The organism is Klebsiella sp. PK18 (assembly GCF_057784655.1).
The window spans coordinates 533,115-548,457 of sequence record NZ_CM173493.1 but is presented as its reverse complement, the minus strand read 5'-3'; the positions used below and the strand labels follow the sequence as shown (position 1 = coordinate 548,457).

The 15,343-nt window shown below is 56.5% G+C and carries 19 protein-coding genes; 11 read left to right on the top strand and 8 right to left on the bottom strand.

Annotation, left to right across the window (positions count from 1 at the left end; all coding sequences use genetic code 11):
- Positions 1-114: 114 nt before the first annotated feature.
- The 5 genes from mlaB to mlaF are packed head-to-tail and all read right to left on the bottom strand — an operon-like array spanning position 115 to position 3,217.
- Positions 115-405: a lipid asymmetry maintenance protein MlaB gene (gene mlaB, locus AC3EMD_RS02680; RefSeq protein ID WP_008806646.1), complete on the bottom strand. Its 291-nt coding sequence runs from the start codon at positions 403-405 to the stop codon at positions 115-117.
- The gene (gene mlaC, locus AC3EMD_RS02675) at positions 405-1,040 is read right to left on the bottom strand and encodes a phospholipid-binding protein MlaC (protein WP_002918386.1); all 636 of its coding nucleotides are present in this window, start codon (positions 1,038-1,040) and stop codon (positions 405-407) included. The genes mlaB and mlaC overlap by 1 nt, the downstream gene beginning before the upstream one ends.
- 18 nt (positions 1,041-1,058) lie before the next feature.
- Entirely contained in the window at positions 1,059-1,610 is a 552-nt protein-coding gene (gene mlaD, locus AC3EMD_RS02670) for an outer membrane lipid asymmetry maintenance protein MlaD (RefSeq protein ID WP_004206195.1), read from the bottom strand.
- 4 nt (positions 1,611-1,614) lie between these two features.
- On the bottom strand, positions 1,615-2,397 hold the full coding sequence (gene mlaE, locus AC3EMD_RS02665; RefSeq protein WP_004150949.1) for a lipid asymmetry maintenance ABC transporter permease subunit MlaE: 783 nt from the start codon (positions 2,395-2,397) through the stop codon (positions 1,615-1,617).
- Between the two features lie 7 nt (positions 2,398-2,404).
- Positions 2,405-3,217, bottom strand: coding sequence for a phospholipid ABC transporter ATP-binding protein MlaF (mlaF, locus tag AC3EMD_RS02660; protein ID WP_012540470.1), 813 nt, complete (start codon positions 3,215-3,217; stop codon positions 2,405-2,407).
- A gap of 209 nt (positions 3,218-3,426) precedes the next feature.
- On the opposite strand from mlaF, the gene AC3EMD_RS02655 reads away from it, so the two are divergent.
- The 11 genes from AC3EMD_RS02655 (at position 3,427) to npr (ending at position 11,323) form a co-directional block, all read left to right on the top strand.
- Positions 3,427-4,404, top strand: a complete 978-nt coding sequence (locus AC3EMD_RS02655; protein WP_008806648.1) for a calcium/sodium antiporter — start codon at positions 3,427-3,429, stop codon at positions 4,402-4,404.
- Complete coding sequence (gene kdsD / locus AC3EMD_RS02650) at positions 4,401-5,405, top strand: arabinose-5-phosphate isomerase KdsD (protein ID WP_436799157.1); 1,005 nt, start codon at positions 4,401-4,403, stop codon at positions 5,403-5,405. Before AC3EMD_RS02655 ends, kdsD begins: the two co-directional genes overlap by 4 nt.
- A gap of 14 nt (positions 5,406-5,419) precedes the next feature.
- Positions 5,420-5,986 carry a 3-deoxy-manno-octulosonate-8-phosphatase KdsC gene (kdsC, locus tag AC3EMD_RS02645; RefSeq protein WP_008806650.1) on the top strand — a complete coding sequence of 189 codons (567 nt, stop codon included), beginning with the start codon at positions 5,420-5,422 and terminating at the stop codon, positions 5,984-5,986.
- On the top strand, positions 5,983-6,558 hold the full coding sequence (gene lptC, locus AC3EMD_RS02640) for an LPS export ABC transporter periplasmic protein LptC (protein ID WP_008806651.1): 576 nt from the start codon (positions 5,983-5,985) through the stop codon (positions 6,556-6,558). The genes kdsC and lptC overlap by 4 nt, the downstream gene beginning before the upstream one ends.
- Positions 6,527-7,072 carry a lipopolysaccharide ABC transporter substrate-binding protein LptA gene (gene lptA, locus AC3EMD_RS02635; protein ID WP_002918415.1) on the top strand — a complete coding sequence of 182 codons (546 nt, stop codon included), beginning with the start codon at positions 6,527-6,529 and terminating at the stop codon, positions 7,070-7,072. Before lptC ends, lptA begins: the two co-directional genes overlap by 32 nt.
- A gap of 6 nt (positions 7,073-7,078) precedes the next feature.
- A complete protein-coding gene (gene lptB / locus AC3EMD_RS02630) occupies positions 7,079-7,804 on the top strand; it encodes an LPS export ABC transporter ATP-binding protein (RefSeq protein ID WP_002918417.1) in 726 nt (241 codons plus the stop codon).
- Positions 7,805-7,851: 47 nt separating this feature from the next.
- Entirely contained in the window at positions 7,852-9,285 is a 1,434-nt protein-coding gene (rpoN, locus tag AC3EMD_RS02625) for an RNA polymerase factor sigma-54 (protein ID WP_012540467.1), read from the top strand.
- Between the two features lie 22 nt (positions 9,286-9,307).
- Positions 9,308-9,595 (top strand): ribosome hibernation promoting factor, encoded by a 288-nt coding sequence (hpf, locus tag AC3EMD_RS02620; RefSeq protein WP_004206206.1) that lies wholly within the window; start codon positions 9,308-9,310, stop codon positions 9,593-9,595.
- A gap of 70 nt (positions 9,596-9,665) precedes the next feature.
- The gene (ptsN, locus tag AC3EMD_RS02615; protein WP_004144926.1) at positions 9,666-10,154 is read left to right on the top strand and encodes a PTS IIA-like nitrogen regulatory protein PtsN; all 489 of its coding nucleotides are present in this window, start codon (positions 9,666-9,668) and stop codon (positions 10,152-10,154) included.
- A 45-nt stretch (positions 10,155-10,199) separates the two neighbouring features.
- Positions 10,200-11,054 (top strand): RNase adapter RapZ, encoded by an 855-nt coding sequence (gene rapZ / locus AC3EMD_RS02610; protein WP_002918428.1) that lies wholly within the window; start codon positions 10,200-10,202, stop codon positions 11,052-11,054.
- Positions 11,051-11,323, top strand: a complete 273-nt coding sequence (npr, locus tag AC3EMD_RS02605; protein ID WP_002918431.1) for a PTS phosphocarrier protein NPr — start codon at positions 11,051-11,053, stop codon at positions 11,321-11,323. The genes rapZ and npr overlap by 4 nt, the downstream gene beginning before the upstream one ends.
- Positions 11,324-11,386: 63 nt before the next feature.
- Here the strand turns inward: npr and mtgA are convergent, their stop codons facing one another.
- The 3 genes from mtgA to arcB all read right to left on the bottom strand — a co-directional run bounded on the left by mtgA (position 11,387) and on the right by arcB (position 15,335).
- Positions 11,387-12,112, bottom strand: coding sequence for a monofunctional biosynthetic peptidoglycan transglycosylase (mtgA, locus tag AC3EMD_RS02600; RefSeq protein ID WP_008806653.1), 726 nt, complete (start codon positions 12,110-12,112; stop codon positions 11,387-11,389).
- The gene (elbB, locus tag AC3EMD_RS02595) at positions 12,109-12,762 is read right to left on the bottom strand and encodes an isoprenoid biosynthesis glyoxalase ElbB (protein WP_136454582.1); all 654 of its coding nucleotides are present in this window, start codon (positions 12,760-12,762) and stop codon (positions 12,109-12,111) included. The genes mtgA and elbB overlap by 4 nt, the downstream gene beginning before the upstream one ends.
- Before the next feature lie 233 nt (positions 12,763-12,995).
- On the bottom strand, positions 12,996-15,335 hold the full coding sequence (arcB, locus tag AC3EMD_RS02590) for an aerobic respiration two-component sensor histidine kinase ArcB (RefSeq protein WP_023323321.1): 2,340 nt from the start codon (positions 15,333-15,335) through the stop codon (positions 12,996-12,998).
- Between the last annotated feature and the right edge of the window lie 8 nt (positions 15,336-15,343).

Genomic DNA, 15,343 nt, shown 5'->3' with positions numbered 1-15,343 from the left:
GAAAACAGCCCAACATCTTAGAGGAAAGTGGCGCGGTCTTAAACAAGCAAAAAGCCCCGACGAAAAGATTGCCGGGGCTTTCGGAATAGCTTCAACGCTAAGGCACTGAAAAGATTATGGGATCATATCGACAGGCAGGTTGTAAAGACCGATCAGCGTTTGCAGATTTTCGCTCTTCGCGATCAGCTGCGCTTCCCGCCCCTGACGGCGGATCAGTGCCACAAAATGCACTAACAGCGCCAGGCCCGCCGTGTCCACGCGCGTAGTCTGGCTGAGATCGATGATCGTCGCCCCCTCCGTCGCCCTGGCGCGTGCTTCCCAGAGCGGGACCAGCAGATCCTGGTCCAGCTCTCCGTGCAGCGCCAGCGTCTCGCCCTCGCGAGTCCAGCTCAGCTGCCCGGTCATTATTTTTTCTGTTCCAGGGTGATCGGCTGAGCGGAGATCGCTTTCAGCTGCGCGGTCAGGCCGTCAACGCCCTTGGTGCGCAGCAGATCGCTCCACTCATTCTGTTTGGTGGTGATCATACTGACGCCTTCGGCGATCATATCGTAGGCCTGCCAGTTACCGGTCTGGGTATTTTTACGCCACTGGAAGTCCAGACGCACCGGCGGACGACCGTTCGGGTCGATGATAGTGACGCGGATCGGAACGATGGTTGCGCTGCCCAGCGGCTGCTCCGGCGCAATCTGGTAAGTCTGCCCGTGGTACATCGCCAGCGCCTGGCCGTAGGCCTGCTTCAGATATTCACGGAAGGCGGCAAAGTAGGCCTCACGCTGCGCGGGGGTCGCTTCTTTGTAATAGCGGCCCAGCACCAGCGCGCCAGCATATTTCACCTGCACATACGGCAACAGCTCCTGGTCGACGATGTCGCGCAGATAGTTAGGGTTGGCTTTGATCTTCGGCTGTTCATTCTTCAGGCGATCGAAGGTTTTCTGCGCCGCTTCATTCATCAGCTTATACGGGTTGGACTGGTCTGCCGCCTGGACAGCGGTCAGCGGGGCAATCACCAGCATGGCGACCATGAGTAAGCGTTTAAACATATCGTGTTTCTCCTGAAATTAATGCGTCGTGCCGGCTGCCGGCGTCGCGTCAGTATGACCTTCTGCCTCGGCCTTATCATTGCCAGAATTCTGATTGTCGCCGCCCTTGCTGTTATAAAGGAACTGACCAATCAGATCTTCCAGCACCATGGCGGACTTGGTGTCCTGGATAGTACCGCCGTCTTTAAGGATAGTCGTCCCAAGGTCCGGGTCTTCAAAACCGACGTTCAGCGCCAGATACTGTTCGCCCAGCAGACCCGAGGTGCGGATCGCCAACGAACTGGTATCCGGGATATGGTTGTAGCGCTCATCGATATCGAGCTCCACGCGTGGCAGATAGGTTTTCGGGTCGAGAGTGATGTCCGCTACCCGTCCCACAACCACACCGCCGATGCGTACCGGCGAACGCGCCTTCAGGCCGCCGATGTTATCGAAGGTCGCGTAAAGGCGGTAAGTCGGCTCAGTACGTAGCGAGGTGACGTTCGCCGCCTTCAGGCAGACAAACAGCGCCGCCAGCAGCGCCACCAGTAAGAACACCCCTACCCAGATTTCATTTTTTTTCGTTTGCATGAACTCAATTCCCAAACATCAGCGCAGTCAGCACAAAATCCAGCCCCAGAACCGCCAGCGACGCATGCACCACGGTGCGTGTTGTCGCCCGGCTAATCCCGGCGGAAGTGGGGATAGCGTCATAACCGTTAAATAACGCAATCCAGGTTACCGTAATGGCGAATACCAGACTCTTAATCAGGCAGTTCACCAGGTCCATTCGCCAGTCGACGGCATTTTGCATCGCGGTCCAGAAAAAACCACCGTCAATGCCTTTCCAGCTTACGCCTACCAGCGCACCACCCCAGATCCCTACCGCGACAAAGATAATCGTCAACAGCGGCAGCGAAATGACGCCAGCCCAGAAGCGTGGAGAAATCACGCGACGCAGCGGATCCACCGCCATCATCTCCATACTCGAGAGCTGCTCCGTGGCCCGCATCAGGCCAATCTCGGCGGTCAGCGCCGATCCGGCGCGCCCGGCAAACAGCAGCGCAGCGACCACCGGCCCCAGCTCGCGCAGCAGCGACAGCGCCACCAGCATGCCAAGACTGGTCTCTGCGCTGTAGGTGGTTAAGACCAGATACCCCTGCAGCCCGAGCACCATACCGATAAACAAGCCCGATACAATGATAATCAGCATCGACAGAACGCCAACGTTATAGAGCTGACGAACCAGCAGCGGCGCGTGCTTGCGAAACTCTGGTTTGCCCACAACGGCGTTGAAAAGCATTAATCCGGCGCGTCCAAACGTCGCGGTGGTTTTAATCCCGCGATGCCCTAGCGCGGCCAGCGCATTAAACAGCATGAGTCGCTCAACTCCCTATGCCTAATAAATCATGGTGATAGTCGCCAGCCGGATAACGGAACGGCACCGGGCCGTCGGCAATACCATCAATAAACTGACGAACCCGAGGATCGGTATTCTCCCGCAGCGACTGGGCGCTACCGTGGGCGACAATCTTTTTATCCGCCACGATATACGCGTAGTCCGCAATGCTAAGCACCTCAGGCACATCGTGCGAAACCACGATGCAAGTGACACCCAACGTGTTGTTGAGTTCAGAAATCAGCTTCACCAGCACGCCCATGGTGATGGGATCCTGCCCGACAAACGGTTCGTCGAACATAATCAGATCCGGCTCAAGGGCAATCGCTCTCGCCAGGGCGGCGCGGCGCGCCATCCCGCCGGAAAGCTCGGAGGGCATTAACTTCGCAGCCCCACGCAACCCCACTGCTTCCAGCTTCATCATCACCGTCGTATGCAGCAGCGCAGGCGGCAGCTGCGTATGCTCGCGCAGCGGATAGGCAACGTTATCAAAGACATTGAGATCGGTGAACAGCGCGCCAGACTGGAACAGCATGCTCATCCGCTTACGCACCGTATAAAGACGCGATCGCGTCATCTGCGGCACGTTCTCGCCATCAAACAGGATCTCTCCCCTGTCCGGCGGGATCTGCCCGCCGATCAGGCGTAACAGGGTAGTCTTGCCGATCCCCGAAGGTCCCATGATCGCAGTAATTTTACCGCGCGGCACCGACAGCGAGATGTCGTCGAAGATCACACGATCGCCGCGTGAAAAGCGGATACCGCGTACTTCAACTAAATTCGCCTGAGTTTGGCTCATAAAATCATCCTTACTAAACACCTGACGGGCAAGCATGGCCCTTTCTTGCGCCACAATCACAACATTTTTACAGAATCTTACCTGCACAGGTTAGCGAAAGCTGGCATTTGTTTTACTTTTGGCACACATAAAGTCAAAATTAAGAATTCGTTACGCTGCGTAGGGATAACCCAGCGAGGCGACGATTATACCTGAAGAAAGGACTTTAGATGCTCTTAGCGACGGCTCTGTTAATTATTGGTTTACTGCTGGTTGTCTACAGCGCCGATCGTCTGGTCTATGCCGCTTCCATCCTGTGTCGTATGTTGGGGATCCCGCCGCTGATCATCGGTATGACGGTGGTGAGTATCGGCACCAGCCTGCCCGAGATCATGGTTTCCACCACGGCCTCGCTGCATGGGCAGATCGATCTGGCGGTCGGCACCGCGCTCGGCTCCAACATTACCAATATTCTTCTGATCCTCGGACTCGCCGCCTTACTCAGGCCATTTACCGTGCATTCTGATATTCTGCGCCGCGAATTACCGCTAATGTTGCTGGTCAGTGTGCTGGCCGGGCTGGTGCTCTACGATGGACAGCTGTCCCGTCTCGACGGGCTGTTTTTACTGGCGTTAGCGCTTCTGTGGCTGCTGTTTACCATCAAAATCGCCCGTCTGGCGGAGCGCCAGGGCAGCGATAGCCTGACTCGCGAACAGCTGGCGGAGCTGCCGCGTGAAGGATCGCTGCCGGTCGCTCTGCTCTGGTTAGGGGTCGCGATGATTGTCATGCCCATGGCTACCCGTATGGTGGTGGATAACACCACGGTATTGGCAAACTTTTTTGCCATTAGCGAGCTGACCGTCGGTCTGACGGTGGTGGCGATAGGCACCAGCCTGCCAGAGCTGGCCACCGCTATCGCCGGGGCGCGGAAAGGGGAAGATGACATTGCTATCGGCAATATCATCGGCGCCAATATCCTCAATATTGCGCTGGTGCTGGGTTTACCGGCGCTGATCGCGCCGGGGAGCTTTGCGAGCGAAGCCTTCACGCGCGATTATGGCGTGATGCTGCTGGTCAGCCTGATCTTCGCGGTGCTGTGCTGGCGCCGCCAGCAGCAGCCGGGACGACTGGTTGGCGCACTGCTGGTCGGCGGCTTTGTGGTTTGGTTGGCGATGCTGTTCTGGACAGCGCCGCTCTTCGTTGAATGACTCGGGATAACATCATGTCGCAAATAGATTTGCCCACGGATTTTGACTTTCAACAGGCAGGCCGTCAGGTGCTGGAAATTGAACGTGAAGGTCTGGCCCAGCTCGATCAATATATAAATGAAGACTTTACCCATGCTTGCGAAACGATTTTCCTCTGCGGCGGCAAAGTCGTGGTGATGGGGATGGGCAAATCCGGCCACATCGGCCGCAAAATGGCGGCGACGTTCGCCAGTACCGGCACCTCGGCTTTTTTTGTCCACCCCGGCGAAGCGGCGCACGGCGATTTAGGAATGGTCACTCCACAGGATGTGGTGATTGCGCTGTCGAATTCCGGCGAATCGAATGAAATTCTGGCGCTGATCCCGGTCCTGAAGCGCCAGCAGGTGAAGCTTATCTGCATCACCAGCCGGCCTGAGAGCAGCATGGCGCGCGCAGCGGATATCCATCTGTGCGTGAAAGTGCCCAAAGAGGCCTGCCCGTTAGGGCTGGCGCCCACCTCCAGCACCACCGCGGCGCTGGTGATGGGTGATGCCCTCGCCGTCGCTCTGCTGGAAGCCCGTGGCTTTACCGCCGAAGATTTCGCCCTGTCTCATCCTGGCGGCGCACTCGGTCGTAAGCTGTTGCTGCGCGTCAATGATATTATGCATACCGGTGATGAAATCCCGCACGTCGGCCTGCAGGCCACCCTGCGCGATGCGCTGCTGGAAATCACGCGTAAAAATTTAGGCATGACCGCCGTTTGCGATGACGATATGAACATCATCGGGATCTTCACCGATGGTGACCTGCGCCGGGTCTTTGATACCGGCGTCGATATGCGTAATGCCAGCATTGCCGATGTCATGACCCGGGGAGGGATCCGCATCCGTCCCGGCACCCTGGCGGTAGATGCGCTAAACCTGATGCAATCCCGTCATATCACCTGCGTGCTGGTTGCCGATGGCGACCACCTGCTAGGTGTGGTACATATGCACGATCTCCTGCGCGCGGGCGTAGTGTAAGTAAGGAAAAAATAATGAATAATGCTGATGCTCAGTTAGCGACATGCTATGGGCCGGTAAGCCAGGCGTTTCTCGATCGCGCGGCTAAGATCCGTCTACTGATCCTCGATGTTGACGGTGTATTATCCGACGGACTTATCTATATGGGTAATCACGGCGAGGAGCTGAAAGCGTTCAACGTCCGCGATGGCTATGGTATCCGCTGCGCGCTGACCTCCGGCATCGAAGTGGCGATTATTACCGGGCGAAAAGCTAAACTGGTAGAAGACCGCTGCCAGACGCTGGGCATTACGCATCTCTATCAAGGTCAGTCGGATAAGCTGTTGGCGTTTCGCGAATTAGTCAGCAAACTGGCGGTTCGTCCGGATGAAGTGGCGTATATCGGCGACGATCTGATCGACTGGCCGGTGATGGCGGAAGTGGGTTTAAGCGTCGCCGTCGCCGATGCGCATCCGCTGCTGCTGCCGCGGGCGAATTATGTCACGCGCATTAACGGCGGACGCGGCGCGGTACGCGAAGTCTGCGATTTGTTACTATTGGCGCAGGGCAAGTTGGATGAGGCCAAAGGGCAATCAATATGAGTAAAACCAGACGTTGGGTTATCATTTTACTGTCGCTGCTCGCGCTGATCCTCATCGGCCTGAATCTGGCGAATACGGACGACACGGCCCAGCCGGAGGTCAATCCCAACGACCCGACGTATAAAAGCGAACATACCGACACCGTCGTGTACAGCCCGGAAGGCGCCCTGAGCTATCGGCTGATTGCCGAGCATGTGGAATACTTTTCCGATCAGGAGGTTTCCTGGTTTACCAAGCCGGTGATGACCACCTTTGATACCAATAAGGTGCCAACCTGGTCAATCAGGGCAGATAAAGCGAAGCTGACGAATGACCGAATGCTCTATCTTTACGGGCACGTTGAGGTGAATGCGCTCGCGCCTGACTCTCAACTGCGCAAAATTACGACGGATAACGCCCAGATAAATCTGGTCACACAGGACGTTACCTCCGATGACATGGTGACGTTATACGGCACCACATTTAATTCCAGCGGCCTGAAAATGCGTGGAAACCTTCGCAGCAAAAATGCCGAGCTGATTGAAAAGGTGAGAACCTCTTATGAAATTCAGAACAAACAAACTCAGCCTTAAGATTGCGCTCGCCGGCGCTTTACTGGCCGCCAGCCTGCCGGCCCTGGCCAAGACGGGAGATACCGATCAGCCGATCCATATCGAGTCCGATCAGCAGTCACTGGATATGCAGGGCAACGTCGTCACTTTCACCGGTAACGTGGTCGTCACCCAGGGGACGATCAAAATTAACGCTGATAAAGTGGTGGTCACCCGTCCGGGCAATGAGAAAGGTAAAGAGGTGATCGAAGGCTTCGGTAACCCGGCCACCTTCTACCAGATGCAGGATAACGGCAAGCCGGTAAAAGGCCGGGCGTCGAAAATGCGCTACGAGCTGCAGAATGATTACGTCGTGCTGACCGGCAACGCTTACCTTGAGCAGCTCGACAGCAATATCAAGGGCGATAAGATCACCTATCTGGTGAAAGAGCAAAAAATGCAGGCCTTCAGCGACAAAGGTCGACGCGTCACCACCGTTCTGGTGCCGTCTGAGCTGCAGGATAAAAGCGGCAATCAGCAAAAGAAGAGTAACTAATTCGTTATGGCAACCTTAACTGCGAAGAACCTCGCCAAAGCTTATAAAGGCCGCCGCGTGGTGGAAGATGTCAGTCTCACCGTTAACTCCGGAGAGATTGTCGGCTTGCTCGGCCCGAACGGCGCCGGTAAAACCACCACCTTCTACATGGTGGTCGGCATTGTGCCGCGCGACGCGGGCAATATTATTATCGATGACGAAGACATCAGTCTGCTACCGCTGCACGCGCGCGCGCGCCGGGGCATCGGCTATCTGCCGCAGGAAGCCTCTATTTTTCGTCGTCTGAGCGTCTATGACAACCTGATGGCGGTCCTGCAGATCCGTGACGATTTAACCAGCGAACAGCGGGAAGATCGCGCCAAAGAGCTGATGGAAGAGTTTCATATTGAGCACCTGCGCGACAGCCTCGGTCAGGCGCTCTCCGGTGGTGAACGCCGCCGTGTCGAAATCGCTCGCGCGCTGGCGGCGAACCCGAAATTTATCCTTCTGGATGAACCCTTTGCCGGTGTTGACCCCATCTCCGTTATCGATATCAAACGCATCATTGAACACCTGCGCGACAGCGGCCTCGGCGTACTGATCACCGACCATAACGTCAGAGAGACCCTCGCCGTCTGCGAACGGGCGTATATTGTCAGTCAGGGACACCTTATTGCTCATGGTACGCCGCAGCAGATCCTCGAAGATGAGCAGGTTAAGCGCGTGTATCTTGGGGAAGACTTCAGACTCTGATAGGGTAGAGGTTACAGACGTTTTAGCCGGAGATATTTACCCTGAACATGAAGCAAGGTTTGCAATTAAGGCTTAGCCAACAGCTTGCCATGACGCCGCAACTGCAGCAGGCTATTCGTTTGCTGCAGTTGTCCACGTTAGAACTCCAGCAAGAGCTCCAGCAAGCGCTGGAAAGTAACCCATTGCTTGAGCAAACCGATCTTCACGACGAGGTAGAGGCGAAAGAAGTGGAGGACCGCGAGTCCCTCGATACCGTCGATGCGCTTGAGCAAAAAGAGATGCCGGACGAGCTCCCTCTCGATGCCAGCTGGGATGAAATCTATACCGCCGGTACGCCGTCAGGCAACGGCGTGGATTATCAGGACGACGAGCTGCCCGTCTATCAAGGCGAAACCACTCAGACGCTGCAGGATTATCTGATGTGGCAGGTCGAGCTGACGCCCTTCACCGACACCGACCGCGCCATTGCCACCTCCATCGTCGACGCCGTCGACGATACGGGCTATCTCACCATTCAGATTGAAGACATCGTCGACAGCATTGGCGATGACGAAATCGGCCTGGAAGAGGTGGAGGCCGTTCTGAAGCGCATCCAGCGTTTTGATCCGGTTGGCGTCGCGGCGAAAGATCTGCGCGACTGCCTGCTGATCCAGCTGTCGCAATTCGCTAAAGAGACGCCGTGGCTGGAAGAGGCCCGGTTGATTATCAGCGACCATCTCGATCTGCTGGCTAACCACGATTTCCGCACCCTGATGCGAGTGACGCGCCTGAAAGAAGAGGTGCTGAAAGAGGCGGTGAATCTGATCCAGTCGCTGGATCCCCGCCCTGGCCAGTCCATTCATACCAGTGAACCGGAATATGTCATTCCCGACGTACTGGTCCGCAAGGTCAGCGGCCGCTGGACCGTGGAGCTCAACGCCGACAGCATTCCCCGGCTGAAGATTAATCAGCAATATGCGGCAATGGGCAACAGCGCCCGCAATGACGCCGACGGCCAGTTCATTCGCAGCAATCTGCAGGAAGCCCGCTGGCTAATCAAAAGTCTCGAAAGCCGCAACGATACGCTGCTGCGCGTCAGCCGCTGCATCGTTGAACAGCAGCAGGCTTTTTTCGAACAGGGTGAAGAGTATATGAAGCCGATGGTGCTGGCCGATATCGCCCAGGCTGTCGAGATGCATGAATCCACCATTTCCCGTGTCACCACGCAAAAATATCTGCACAGTCCGCGCGGTATTTTTGAACTGAAGTATTTCTTCTCCAGCCATGTGAATACCGAAGGCGGCGGCGAAGCCTCGTCGACGGCCATTCGCGCGTTGGTGAAGAAGTTAATCGCCGCGGAAAACCCCGCGAAGCCGTTGAGCGACAGTAAGCTCACCTCCATGCTGTCCGAGCAGGGTATCATGGTCGCGCGCCGCACTGTCGCGAAGTACAGAGAGTCTTTATCCATTCCGCCGTCAAACCAGCGTAAACAACTGGTCTGACACAACCGATAAGGAAGACACTATGCAGCTCAACATTACAGGACACAACGTCGAGATCACCCCCGCGATGCGCGACTTCGTCACGGCGAAGTTCAGCAAACTGGAGCAATTTTTCGACCGGATCAATCAGGTCTATATTGTGTTAAAAGTAGAGAAAGTGACGCAAATTGCGGACGCGAATCTGCATGTCAACGGTGGCGAAATCCATGCCAGTGCGGAAGGGCAGGATATGTATGCAGCTGTCGATGGTCTTATCGACAAGCTGGCAAGGCAGTTAACGAAGCACAAAGATAAACTAAAACAACACTAATTGTCCGGGCCCCCCTGCGTCCGTCGTGGTTTAACATCGGCGGCGGGCGCGGGGGCGCTCAGGTGAAATTATGATGAACAACGATTCGGCTCTACAACTGAGCAACGTCCTGAACCAGGAATGTACCCGTAGCCAGGTTCACTGCCAGAGCAAGAAGCGTGCTCTGGAAATCATTAGCGAACTGGCCGCCAAACAGTTAAGTTTGCCGCCGCAGGTGGTGTTCGAAGCGATCCTCACCCGCGAAAAAATGGGCAGTACCGGGATTGGCAATGGTATTGCCATTCCTCACGGTAAACTGGAAGAGGATACGCTGCGTGCTGTCGGCGTTTTTGTCCAGCTGGAAACCCCCATCGCCTTCGACGCGATCGACAATCAGCCTGTCGACCTGCTGTTCGCGCTGCTGGTGCCAGCCGACCAGACAAAGACTCACCTGCATACGCTCTCCCTGGTGGCCAAACGGCTGGCGGACAAAGCGATTTGCCGTCGCCTGCGCGCGGCGCAGAGCGATGAAGAGTTGTATGAGATCATCACCGAAGCAGGAAGCAGCGATGACGCATAACGGCAGTCGCACCTTATCCTTTATCGTACTGAGGAGAAACGGTACATGGTACTGATGATCGTCAGCGGCCGCTCGGGCTCGGGGAAATCCGTCGCTCTGCGAGCGCTGGAAGATATGGGCTTTTACTGCGTGGATAACCTGCCGGTCGTGCTGCTGCCCGATCTGGCGCGGTCGCTGGCTGACCGCAATATCTCCGCGGCCGTCAGCATCGACGTGCGTAACATGCCGGAATCACCGGAAATCTTTGAACAGGCGATGCAGAACCTGCCGGAATGCTTTTCTCCGCAATTGCTGTTCCTTGATGCCGATCGTAATACCCTGATCCGCCGTTACAGCGATACTCGTCGCTTACACCCGCTCTCCAGCAAGAATCTGTCGCTCGAAAGCGCCATCGACGAAGAGAGCGACCTGCTGGAGCCACTGCGCTCCCGTGCGGATCTGATCGTCGATACGTCCGAAATGTCGGTGCATGAGCTGGCGGAAATGCTGCGTACTCGCTTGTTAGGCAAACGCGAGCGTGAGCTGACGATGGTCTTCGAATCCTTCGGCTTCAAGCACGGTATTCCGATCGATGCTGATTACGTCTTTGACGTGCGCTTTCTGCCAAACCCGCACTGGGATCCGAAACTGCGTCCAATGACCGGTCTGGATAAACCGGTGGCCGCCTTCCTTGACCGGCACACCGAAGTGCACAACTTTATTTACCAGACCCGGAGCTATCTTGAGCTATGGTTACCGATGCTGGAGACTAACAATCGCAGCTATCTGACGGTGGCCATTGGCTGCACCGGTGGTAAACATCGTTCGGTTTATATTGCTGAACAACTGGCTGACTACTTCCGCTCCCGCGGCAAGAACGTACAGTCTCGTCATCGGACGCTGGAAAAACGTAAATCATGACCGTAAAGCAGACCGTTGAAATCACCAATAAGCTGGGCATGCACGCCCGCCCGGCGATGAAACTGTTTGAGCTGATGCAGAATTTCGATGCCGAAGTACTGCTGCGCAACGATGAAGGCACGGAGGCGGAAGCAAACAGCGTGATTGCCCTGCTGATGCTGGACTCCGCGAAAGGGCGGCAGATAGAGGTGGAAGCCAGCGGTCCGCAGGAAGTTGAGGCGCTCGCCGCGGTGATTGCTCTTTTTAATGCCGGATTTGATGAAGACTAAGCGTCACGCTTCCCGGCGACGGCCGACTGGCGACAGTGCCAGCCCCGGCGCCGGATTCACGCGCTAATACAGCTTATGCTCGCGCATAAACCCTTCCCCGCCCAGCTGTCGCATCTGGCGTAAGATCCAGGCCTGGCGGCTGCGCACATAGCCCGAAGGCGCGTCAGCGCGATAGCGGATCGGATTTGGCAGCACCGCGGCCAGCAGAGCCGCTTCCCCCGGCGTCAGCTGGCTGGCAGGCTTGTGAAAATAGCGCTGCGCGGCCGCTTCCACACCAAATATCCCATCGCCAAACTCGGCAATATTCAGGTAGACGGTCAGGATCCGCTTTTTACTCCAGACGGTTTCTATACCGACCGTCAGCCCGGCTTCCAGCCCCTTACGCAACCAGCTGCGGCCATCCCATAAAAACAGGTTTTTCGCCGTCTGCTGCGACAGCGTTGACGCGCCGCGGATGCGGGTATCATGACGCTCATTGTGCGCCAGCGCTTTTTCTATCGCCGATACATCGAACCCCCAATGTTCCGGGAACTTTTGATCTTCGGCGGCAATCACCGCCAGCCCCATCCACGGAGAGATCTCATCCATGCCGACCCAATCAGAGTGCGCCAGATAGTGGACATCTCCGGAGAGCCAGGCGCTCACCTGCCGCTCAAGCATCACCGCCGAAAACGGCACCGGCAGCACGCTAAACAGCGCGATCCCCCCGCCCCAGAAGACGGCGGCGATCAGCAGCAGACGCAGCGCCAGTCGTTTTAGCAGCGCAAAGGGCGCAACGCGGAGCCTCATGCGCTCAGCGCCAGCACGCGGGCGACCAGCTTTTCGATCCCGGTGGCGGCTTGAGCAATATTCTCTGCCAGCATATACGCCGGGGTGGTGACCACTTTGTTCTCTTCATCCACCACGATGTCGTCGACCGGGCAAGGCACGTGCTCCGCCCCCATCTCTTCGACCACATCGGCAGTATCGAGATCGGTCCCGATGGTTATGCGCAGCGGAAACGCAAAAATCTTCGGCAGCAGCGCCGGGGCAATGCACATGAAACCCAGCGGTTTGCCGGCCTGATGCATCGCCAGTGCCAGAGCCTGCAGATCGCGGTCCACCTGACATTCGCTGCCCTCGGCGGCGAAGCTGCTTAAATTTTTCGCCGCGCCGAAGCCGCCGGGGACGATCAGCGCGTCCAGCGTCTCCGCACGCGCCTGCGTCAGCGGTAAGATGTCGCCGCGGGCAATTCGCGCCGCTTCCACCAGCACATTGCGTTGCTCCGTCAGCGATTCCCCCGTCAGATGGTTGATGACGTCGCGCTGCGGTTTATCGGGTGCAAAGCACACCGCCTGCGCGCCGTTGCGCGCGATCGCCAGCAGGGTAATCACCGCTTCATGAATTTCACTGCCGTCGTACACGCCGCAGCCGCTCAGTACCACACCAATTTTTTTCATCGCTTTCGCTCCTCCATGCAACTCGCTGAAACCAGTCAAAAATGTCGATTTACTCGCTATGCTTCACATATTTTACTGATTCATGTAACAAATTAGTTAAGCTTTGCTATCTTAATGAGCGAGCAATCCACTTCTCAGGTTGCGCCACGTAACAACATCACTCAAATAACACTGGCTCAACCACCAGTTCCCTGGTGTTGGCGCAGTATTCGCGCACCCCGGTCTGTCCGGGGTCATTTTTTCCCGGCCTTCGCCACCCACGCCTTCAGTACCGCCACGTCGTTTTGCCACTCAGATTTCATCTCTTCAACCCATTCAGCGACATTATCAGACCAGGCTGGCAGATCCGGCGTCTGGATCTGCTGCCCCAGCTGCTGGATGTGGCGCAGACCAATAGAACCCGCCGCCCCTTTGATCTTATGCCCCTCTTCGACAATCCCTTTTTGATCGCGGGCGGTGAGATTGGACTCGAGGACAGACATATAGCCCGGCATCATCTTCTCAAACACCGCGAGGCCATCGTTGATAAGCTTCGGTCCCACCAGTTCGATATATTGCTCCAGCATATCGGTATCCAGCACCGCGTCGGCTTTATGCAGATCGGCCGCCGGCGCTTCCTGCGCTTCCTCTTCCGGCGCATCCCAAAATTTCTTGATCATGGCCGTGAGCGCTGGCACCGACAACGGCTTGCTCAGCACATCGTCCATCCCGGCGTCGAGATACTCTTTCTTATTCTTCAGTACGTTGGCGGTCAGGGCCACCAGCGGCGGCAGCTCATCCGCGGCAAAGTTCTGTTTTAGCTGGCGAGAGATATCCAGCCCCGTCATATCCGGCAATTGAATATCCAGCAACACCAGGTCGTACTCGCCTGGCTCAAACATCTCCAGCGCGGCTTTCCCGGTCATGGCGACATCCACGCTGTTGCCCAGCTTTTCCAGCACCGAACGGGCCACAATGACGTTGAGCTCAATGTCTTCCACCAGCAGCACGTTAAGCGCGGGTAATGGCATGTCGTCTTCCGCCAGCGTATCTTCCACTTCTTCCGCAATGGCAGGCGCATGGACGGTGAGCGTAAAGGTCGCCCCTTTACCCGGCTGGCTGGTTACGCTGATATCGCCGCCCATATTGCGCGCCAGGCGACGCGAGACAGCGAGACCAATGCCGGTTCCGGTAGCTGGTTTGCCGCCGTGGCTGTCTTTGACCTGGTAATACATGGCGAAAATTTTGTCCTGTTCCGCTTCAGGAATACCAATTCCGGAGTCTTCCACTTCGAAGTGCAGGATATCGCCTTCGTCATAGCGCACGCGGACATTCACCCCGCCGCCCTGGGGGGTAAACTTCACGGCGTTGCTGATAAGGTTCCACAGGATCTGGCGCAAACGCGTACCGTCGGTGATCACTTTATGCGGTAGCGGTAGCGAGGGATCCAATACAAAGCGCAGGCCCTTCTGCTGGGCCTGCAGACCGGAGAGGTTTTCAAGGTCGGCAAGGAAGCTGGTGAAGTCCACCGGCTGGTTATCGAGCTGTACCTTACGGCGCTCCATTTTATCCATGTCGATAATATCATTGAAGATATTCCCCAGCGTCACCGCCGAGACATGGATGGTTTTCAGGTATTTCTCCTGCTCGCTGGTCAGTTCGGTATCCAGCAAAATACGGCTCAGCCCGACGATCCCGTTTAGCGGGGTACGCAGCTCATGGCTGATGGTCGAGATAAAGGTAGTTTTATCCCGGCTGGCGCGCTCGAGGGCGTCCTGATAGCGTTTTCGTTCGGTGATATCGCGCCCGAAGCCCATCAGGCCGCGACGCTTACCGACGCGATCGTAGTACGGGACCTTGCGGATTTCGAAGCACGCTTTGCGACCATCGGGATAGTCCAGCCACTGCTCATAGGTCAGCGATACATTGTGGCGGAACACCTTCTCGTCGGTTTCCAGCACCTTTTCCGCGGCCTCTTCGCTATAGACGTCCTGCGGTTTGAGATGGATCAGCTGTTTCTCACTTTTGCCGGTCAACAGCTCCATCGCCCGGTTACAGCCTGAAAACTCCTTATCCTCATTGCGGTAGAAAACCAGATCTGGCGAAGCGTCGAGGAAAGAGCGCAGAAAGGAGGATTGCTGTTCGAGTTGGATCTGCGTCTCTTCACGCTCTTTCATCTCGATCTTCAACTGCTCGAGAGTGGTCTCGCGCTCGGCTTCCGCCTTTTCACGTTCGCCAATCTCCTGATTCAACTGCGCGATGTTATCTTTCAGCTGCACGTTCAGCTTCAGATCGCGCTCGCGCATCTCCTCCAGCTTGTCCACCAGCCGCGAAAGACGCTGGCGGGACTCTTCGAGCTGCTCCACCACCACCGAGAGAAAGTAGACCGCCCAGGGGGTGATCAGCAGACCGAAGAAGATAGAGCGGATAACGTCGATACTTTCAACCTGGCCATGCAGCACCATAGTGACCGCCATCTGTACCACAATGGCCAGCACCACCAGCGCAAGAGCCAACAGCATCGAAAAGCGGACCAGACCCAGCTTCATCATCAGGTCGACATAATACTGCGCCAGCATACGAATTTGCTTCATAGGGGATT

Excerpts from the sequence above, each read along its gene's own strand:
- mlaB (WP_008806646.1), bottom strand. The coding sequence starts at position 405 with ATGACCGGGCAGCTGAGCTGGACTCGCGAGGGCGAGACGCTGGCGCTG.
- mlaC (WP_002918386.1), bottom strand. The coding sequence starts at position 1,040 with ATGTTTAAACGCTTACTCATGGTCGCCATGCTGGTGATTGCCCCGCTG.
- mlaD (WP_004206195.1), bottom strand. The coding sequence starts at position 1,610 with ATGCAAACGAAAAAAAATGAAATCTGGGTAGGGGTGTTCTTACTGGTG.
- mlaE (WP_004150949.1), bottom strand. The coding sequence starts at position 2,397 with ATGCTGTTTAATGCGCTGGCCGCGCTAGGGCATCGCGGGATTAAAACC.
- mlaF (WP_012540470.1), bottom strand. The coding sequence starts at position 3,217 with ATGAGCCAAACTCAGGCGAATTTAGTTGAAGTACGCGGTATCCGCTTT.
- AC3EMD_RS02655 (WP_008806648.1), top strand. The coding sequence starts at position 3,427 with ATGCTCTTAGCGACGGCTCTGTTAATTATTGGTTTACTGCTGGTTGTC.
- kdsD (WP_436799157.1), top strand. The coding sequence starts at position 4,401 with ATGACTCGGGATAACATCATGTCGCAAATAGATTTGCCCACGGATTTT.
- kdsC (WP_008806650.1), top strand. The coding sequence starts at position 5,420 with ATGAATAATGCTGATGCTCAGTTAGCGACATGCTATGGGCCGGTAAGC.
- lptC (WP_008806651.1), top strand. The coding sequence starts at position 5,983 with ATGAGTAAAACCAGACGTTGGGTTATCATTTTACTGTCGCTGCTCGCG.
- lptA (WP_002918415.1), top strand. The coding sequence starts at position 6,527 with ATGAAATTCAGAACAAACAAACTCAGCCTTAAGATTGCGCTCGCCGGC.
- lptB (WP_002918417.1), top strand. The coding sequence starts at position 7,079 with ATGGCAACCTTAACTGCGAAGAACCTCGCCAAAGCTTATAAAGGCCGC.
- rpoN (WP_012540467.1), top strand. The coding sequence starts at position 7,852 with ATGAAGCAAGGTTTGCAATTAAGGCTTAGCCAACAGCTTGCCATGACG.
- hpf (WP_004206206.1), top strand. The coding sequence starts at position 9,308 with ATGCAGCTCAACATTACAGGACACAACGTCGAGATCACCCCCGCGATG.
- ptsN (WP_004144926.1), top strand. The coding sequence starts at position 9,666 with ATGATGAACAACGATTCGGCTCTACAACTGAGCAACGTCCTGAACCAG.
- rapZ (WP_002918428.1), top strand. The coding sequence starts at position 10,200 with ATGGTACTGATGATCGTCAGCGGCCGCTCGGGCTCGGGGAAATCCGTC.
- npr (WP_002918431.1), top strand. The coding sequence starts at position 11,051 with ATGACCGTAAAGCAGACCGTTGAAATCACCAATAAGCTGGGCATGCAC.
- mtgA (WP_008806653.1), bottom strand. The coding sequence starts at position 12,112 with ATGAGGCTCCGCGTTGCGCCCTTTGCGCTGCTAAAACGACTGGCGCTG.
- elbB (WP_136454582.1), bottom strand. The coding sequence starts at position 12,762 with ATGAAAAAAATTGGTGTGGTACTGAGCGGCTGCGGCGTGTACGACGGC.
- arcB (WP_023323321.1), bottom strand. The coding sequence starts at position 15,335 with ATGAAGCAAATTCGTATGCTGGCGCAGTATTATGTCGACCTGATGATG.